Annotated in this window: 5 protein-coding genes and 2 pseudogenes; 1 reads left to right on the top strand and 6 read right to left on the bottom strand. The window is 70.4% G+C overall.

What is annotated here, in order from left to right:
* The 4 genes and pseudogenes from ACXJKL_RS12985 to ACXJKL_RS12970 form a co-directional block, all read right to left on the bottom strand.
* Positions 1 to 871: pseudogene (locus ACXJKL_RS12985) on the bottom strand (Dyp-type peroxidase); the annotation flags it as partial.
* Between the two features lie 2 nt (positions 872 to 873).
* Complete coding sequence (locus ACXJKL_RS12980; RefSeq protein WP_457207461.1) at positions 874 to 2,022, bottom strand: DUF4331 family protein; 1,149 nt, start codon at positions 2,020 to 2,022, stop codon at positions 874 to 876.
* Between the two features lie 26 nt (positions 2,023 to 2,048).
* The gene (locus ACXJKL_RS12975) at positions 2,049 to 2,597 is read right to left on the bottom strand and encodes a hypothetical protein (protein ID WP_457207460.1); all 549 of its coding nucleotides are present in this window, start codon (positions 2,595 to 2,597) and stop codon (positions 2,049 to 2,051) included.
* A gap of 116 nt (positions 2,598 to 2,713) precedes the next feature.
* Positions 2,714 to 3,379 (bottom strand): N-acyl homoserine lactonase family protein, encoded by a 666-nt coding sequence (locus ACXJKL_RS12970; protein WP_457207459.1) that lies wholly within the window; start codon positions 3,377 to 3,379, stop codon positions 2,714 to 2,716.
* 295 nt (positions 3,380 to 3,674) lie between these two features.
* On the opposite strand from ACXJKL_RS12970, the gene ACXJKL_RS12965 reads away from it, so the two are divergent.
* Positions 3,675 to 4,940 (top strand): DUF222 domain-containing protein, encoded by a 1,266-nt coding sequence (locus ACXJKL_RS12965; RefSeq protein WP_457207458.1) that lies wholly within the window; start codon positions 3,675 to 3,677, stop codon positions 4,938 to 4,940.
* Between the two features lie 13 nt (positions 4,941 to 4,953).
* Here ACXJKL_RS12965 and ACXJKL_RS12960 read toward each other — a convergent pair whose 3' ends face one another.
* Positions 4,954 to 5,115, bottom strand: coding sequence for a hypothetical protein (locus ACXJKL_RS12960; RefSeq protein WP_457207457.1), 162 nt, complete (start codon positions 5,113 to 5,115; stop codon positions 4,954 to 4,956).
* Positions 5,116 to 5,158: 43 nt separating this feature from the next.
* A pseudogene (locus tag ACXJKL_RS12955) lies at positions 5,159 to 5,657 on the bottom strand (short-chain dehydrogenase); the annotation flags it as partial.

Here is a 5,657-nt window from a genome sequence, read left to right as displayed (position 1 = left end):
GCTCCGGGTCGTCCTGGTCGGGCGCGAGCGCGAGCGGTGCGCCGCTCTGCCAGCGGCCGACCATCTTCGCGCCGAGGAGATCCTGCTCGGCGCGGGTCTCCGCCTTCGTGCGCAGGTAGCTCCGGTAGGCAGCCACCTTGGTGTGCAGCTTGCGGATCACGACGTAGGTGCCGTTCCGGCCCAGGACATCGGGGGTCGGCATCGGGGGCAGCTCGCCGGTCTCGTCGAGGTGTCCGAGGATGATCTCGCCTGCCTTGAGCGGCCGGTCGCCCGAGTCGGTGGCCGGCCTCCCGCTTCCCTCGACAGCTGGTTGGCCGATGCCGTCCTTGAACCCGAACGACGTCCGCCCGGACGCGAGCTGGTAGCAGTCCTGGCGCCAGATCAGCTCGATCCCGGGCAGCTCGGCGTGGGCCGCGCGAGCCCTCTCGGCGACAGCCCGAAGCCGCTCCTCGTCCGGGGAGAGCACCGCGATGGCGACGTGCACGTCGGGGCTTCCCAGAGGCTCCTCCCACTGGTCGGGACCACTCTCACCGACGTCGCCCAGGATCTCGGCTCGCGCTGCCATGCCCTGCCGGAACTCGGGGGCGAAGCTGTCGAGGGACGACTGCGGTACGCCGAGCGCYTGCAGCCCCGTGTAGGTGAAGGCGACCGTCAGGGAGGTCTCACCCGCCTCGCTGGCCTCGCCGGCGGCGGCGAGGAGCCGGTGCAGCCGCCGGACCAGCAGTCGGCCGTCGTGGCGGTCGCGGATGCTGAGCAGCAGGTAGGTGCCGACGTACGGCGACGGGCGCTCGAACAGTGCACCGGACTGGATGTCGTCCAGGTCCAAGGCCGCGGCGGTGACGTCCACCGGAGTCACGTGCTCACCCGTCATGGTCAGTGGTGCTCGGGAGRCTCGGGCGGGCTCGGATTCGCCGTCGCCAGGTAGGGGAAGTCGACCGTGGCCGGGCGACTGGCGGCGTCGACGCCGTCCCGGATGGTGGGGCCGTTCCCCGCGTTGACGAGCTGGGTGAAGAGGGCGTCCATCACGTCGTCGTTCAGTGCCCGGCCCCCGCACGTCCGGTGCGATTCCCCGCGCCGAGCGGCCAGCTCGATCTCCAGGAACGACCCCTGCTCGGCGTACGGCATGGTGGGGTCGACGACCAGGTAGTCGGCGAGGACCAGGTCGGTGAGCGGGTGGCCGCCGTCCTCGCTGAGCGGCCAGTCCTGCGTGCCGTCGAGACCGTCCCAGAACGCGAGGTTCGCGTCCAGGCGCGCCCGGAACGCACCGGCGTACGACTCGCCGAGATGGAAGGCGTCCTCCATGTTGTAGAGGTCGCGGATCTCCAGGTCCCGGTTGACCCGGTCGAAGTCCTTCGGGGCAAGCATCATGTTCTTCACCTCGGGCCGACCGACCCGTTCGATGCGGACGTTGAACTCACCGCGGGTCAGGGTCTCGGCCACCACCCCCACGAGGGCCCCGCCTGGCAGCAGGCCGGCGTCGATCTCGACGACGATGCTCAGCACGTTCTTGCCGTCCAGGAAGATCGACCCTTCCTCGGTGAACGCGAGCTTCCGCGTCGCGATCGTGGCCAGCGCCGCGCGGGCGTCCATGATGAACGGGTCCCACCGCACCCCGGCGAAGACGCGTACACCTCCACCGGCACCTCCGGCCTCGTCGTTGACGCGGAAGGTGACCTCCGCGCCGCTCGGAGTCACGCAGCTGCCGTGCTGCTCGTGGTCCGGTCGACCGGTGTCCTTGTCAGTGACGTGCTCCGGTGAGCCGAAGACGCAGTCGAGCACCAGCTCGTCGTCGCCCGCGACGAACGCCCAGCTCCTCGAGTCGGCGGCGGGCGCGCTCAGCGGTCGCAGACGGAACCGGTAGAGCAAACCGGCCGAGAACAGGTCGGTGGGCTTGGCCATCGGCAGCGTGTTCATCACGAGAACGAGGCGACCTGGGGAGTCAGGGCTCGGAAACGCGTAGAAGTCGGTGATGTCCGCGATCGGATCGGCCAGGGCTCGCGGCCCCGAGATGTGGTCAGACATGGCAGCGCCTCGTCCCGCCCGCGCGGTTAGTCGGCGGCCTCGTCGAGCAAGGGCTGCATCGCCGGGTGCTCGAGGATCTCGGCGGCCTGCGGATGGTCGAGAACCTGCTGGAAGGCGTCGTTCACACGCTGCGCCTTGCGGATCTCCTTGACCGTGCCGCCGTAGTTGCGGGCGTACGCCGCGGCGCTCTGCTCGGCGCCCAGGACGAACGAGCGCACGGCCGCGACGTCCGGCAGCCCGTCGTAGCCCTCGACGTGGCCGAAGATCACGTCGAAGAGCGCCAGCGTCGGACCCGAGGTGAAGAAGTCCTCCATGTAGGCGTCCCACGGGCCGTCGAAGCTGGTGATGAACGCCAGCCGGGTGTCGTCGTCGAACAGCACGAACCGCGCCTCGTGGATGGTCTGGATCGCCATTCCGTAGTCGCCCGGCCGGTAGCCGGGCGTGTCCTGGAGCGCCGACAGCGCCTCGCGCAGGGGCGGCGCCTCGCCGGGTCTGACCCGGAAGAACAGGCTGAACTCGCTCGTCGGCCCGACGCTCAGCCCGGGCTGCGGGGCGCTGACGTCTGATGTGGTCACAGGTACCTCCGGGTCCCCCCGACTCACCCACAGCACACCGGGCGACCCAGGTATCCAGCTGAAGCGCCTCCAGCGCTCCGACCGTAGGACCGCCTGCGCGCCCGACGACTCACCCCTTACGGGTGAACCGGCCCGGCTCGGGGCCCACGGCCGATTCGCCACGGCTCGTGCTCGTGCGAGAGCCAGACCTCCACCGGGTCGAGCGCGCGGACCAGCCGCTGTCCTTCGGTGCGTGGCTCGTCGAGCTCGGCGAAGAAGACCGCTGTGTCGCCGGCGATGACGACTGGACGCCCCTCCGTCTCGACGACGACCACCTGCGAGCCTCGGGTGTGGCCCGGCGCAGGGATGAGCCGGATACCCGGCAGCAGCTCGAGGGCGCCGTCGACCGGGACGTACTGCAGGCCAGGGGCGTCGACCCACTCGCGGATCGTGTAGTCGTCCAGGCTGCGTGCGTCGTCGAGCTCGCGGCGCTGGACGTAGATCGGCGTGCCGGTGAAGAGGTGGTTGCCGCCGCAGTGGTCGAAGTGGAGGTGCGTGTTGATCACGATGTCGATGCCGGCCGGGTCGAAGTCGGCCCGCGCGCTCAGTGGACTCAGGCGTGGATCCATGTCGGCCACCGCCGGGTGCAGCTGCGTCATGCCGGTGTCGACCAGCACGCGCGCGTCCGGATGGTCGATGACCTGCGCGTAGACCGGCATCCGCCCGCCTTCGACGAGCAGCTCCGCCACCAGGACCGGCGTGACGGTCGGCGGCGAGATGCCACTTCCGGCTCCTGTGCCCATGGCGCGCCTCCTGATCTGTGCGAGTGCCTCCACGCCAGTGGCGGACGCAGGCAGTCGTCACACTGCCACGAGTCCTTCGACGACGACGCAAATAGTCCCCGAACGTGCTTGCGAATAGTGGCGATTCCAGGTAGCGTGACAGGTACGTTCCATGTAGTCACCGGGCAGTCGAGATGCCGAGCTGGTGGGACGAGTTGCGAGGGTAAGTAATAGTCCGGGATCCGGGCCTCCAGGAGCGACGACCGTTGTGAGTCACGTGAGCGCGTGATGCACCGTCGTCGAGAGGAGGCCGTCCATGACCCACCCGATTGTTGCTGTGGTCGCGGACGTCCGGGCCTGCTTGAAGTCGGTGGCAGACGTCCAACCGGCCTTCATGGCGACTGACGACAAGGCCGCGGCGCTGACCGAGCTGGCGCAGGCCGAGGCCCAGCTCGCCGAGCTGCGGCTGCGGATCCTGGCCGATGCCGACGACCTCGCTGCCGTGATCGCGGCCAAGGATGCTGCCGGATGGCTTGCGAGGATGACCCGCACGCGGTTCTCGGACGCCCGGGCCGACCTGGCCCTCGCAGTGGCACTGGACCGCGAGCGCCCGGTCCTCTCCGCGGCGATGCGCGAGGGGGCCGTCACCCTCGCCCAGGCGCAGGTCATCCACCGCGCGCTCGGCGCACTGCCCGCGAGCGTCGACGCGGACGTCGTCGCTCATGCGGAGGCGCACCTCGTCACTCGGGCCGGCGAGTTCGGTCCGAAGGAGCTCGCCCGGCTCGGGCGTCACATCCTCCAGGTCGTGGCACCGGAGATCGCGGAGGAGGCCGAGGCACGCCGGCTCGCCGAGCTCGAGGCCAACGCCGCCGCCCAGACCCGGCTGACGATGCGCCGCCTCGGCGACGGCTCCACCAGGGTCTCCGGACGCGTCCCGGACGCGACGGCGACCCGGCTCGCGACCTACCTCGAGGCCTTCGCGAATCCCCGCAAGCGACCTGCTGGCGAGGACGCGAAGGACGACGACCCGTTCACGCGGCTGCCCTACCCGCGCCGGCTGGGGGAGGCGTTCTGCGCCTTCCTCGAAGCGGTCGACTCCACGCGTCTCCCGATGCACGGCGGCGACGCCACGACGGTCATCGTCACGATCCCGCTCGACTCCCTGAGGACCCAGCTCGCGACAGCCGACCTCGTCGGAGGCGGACTCGTCCCAGGAGACGACCTCACCGGCGACCTCATCACCGCCGCCCAGGCCCGGCGGCTCGCCTGCGCCGCACACGTCATCCCCGCCGTCCTCGGCGGCGACAGCGTCCCGCTCGACCTCGGTCGCACCCGACGCCTGTTCTCATCCGGACTGCGCAAGGCGATGTTGATCCGGGACAAGACCTGCCGGGCCGAGGGGTGTGACGTCCCGGGCACGTGGTGCGAGGCGCACCACCTCGACCCCTGGTCCCAGGGCGGGAAGACAGCCCTGGCCGACGGCGTCCTGCTCTGCCCCCACCATCACCACCGTGTCCACGACACCGACTGTCGCCACGAACGACTGCCCAGTGGCGACTTTCGATTCCACCGGCGCACGTAGGAGGGGCTGCCGCTCACGCCAGCCGTAGTCGGTGCTCGCTCTCGTCCTCGCCGACGTAGGTGAAACCACAGCGCTCCCAGAAGACCCGGGCCCGGGGGTTGTCCTTCTCCACGCCGAGCTCGACGGGCAGACCACCGCGCGCGTGGAACTCCTCGGCGGTCTCGAGCGTGGTCATGGGCGGCAGTCAACCAGTCGGGCCACGAGTGCTCGGTCGCTCGTCACCAGGGTGAGGGCCGGTAGTCCTTCACGAAGCAGCCGTACAGGTCCTCGCCGGCCTCGCCCAGCACGACCGGGTCGTAGACCCGGGCGGCACCGTCGACCAGGTCGAGGGGGGCGTGCCAGCCCTCGGCGGCGATCCGCAGCTTGTCGTGGTGGGGCCGCTCGTCGGTGATCCAGCCGGTGTCGACCGCGGTCATCAGGATCCGGTCGGTCTCGAACATCTCGCCCGCCGAGGTGCGCGTGAGCATGTTGAGCGCCGCCTTGGCCATGTTGGTGTGCGGGTGGCCGGCGCCCTTGTAGCGGCGGGAGAACTGGCCCTCCATCGCAGAGACGTTCACGACGTACGCCCGCTGCGACGTGGCCGCGGCGGCCGCGGCCGACAGGGCCGGACGCAGGCGCGAGACCAGCAGGAACGGCGCGATCGAGTTGCACAGCTGCACCTCGAGCAGCTCCAGCGGGTCGACCTCCCCGACGGTCTGCGTCCACGAGTTGTTGTCC

The organism is Nocardioides sp. P5_C9_2 (assembly GCF_054049555.1).
Note: the sequence above shows the minus strand (reverse complement) of the source record. Positions and strands in the feature narration are given on the sequence as shown.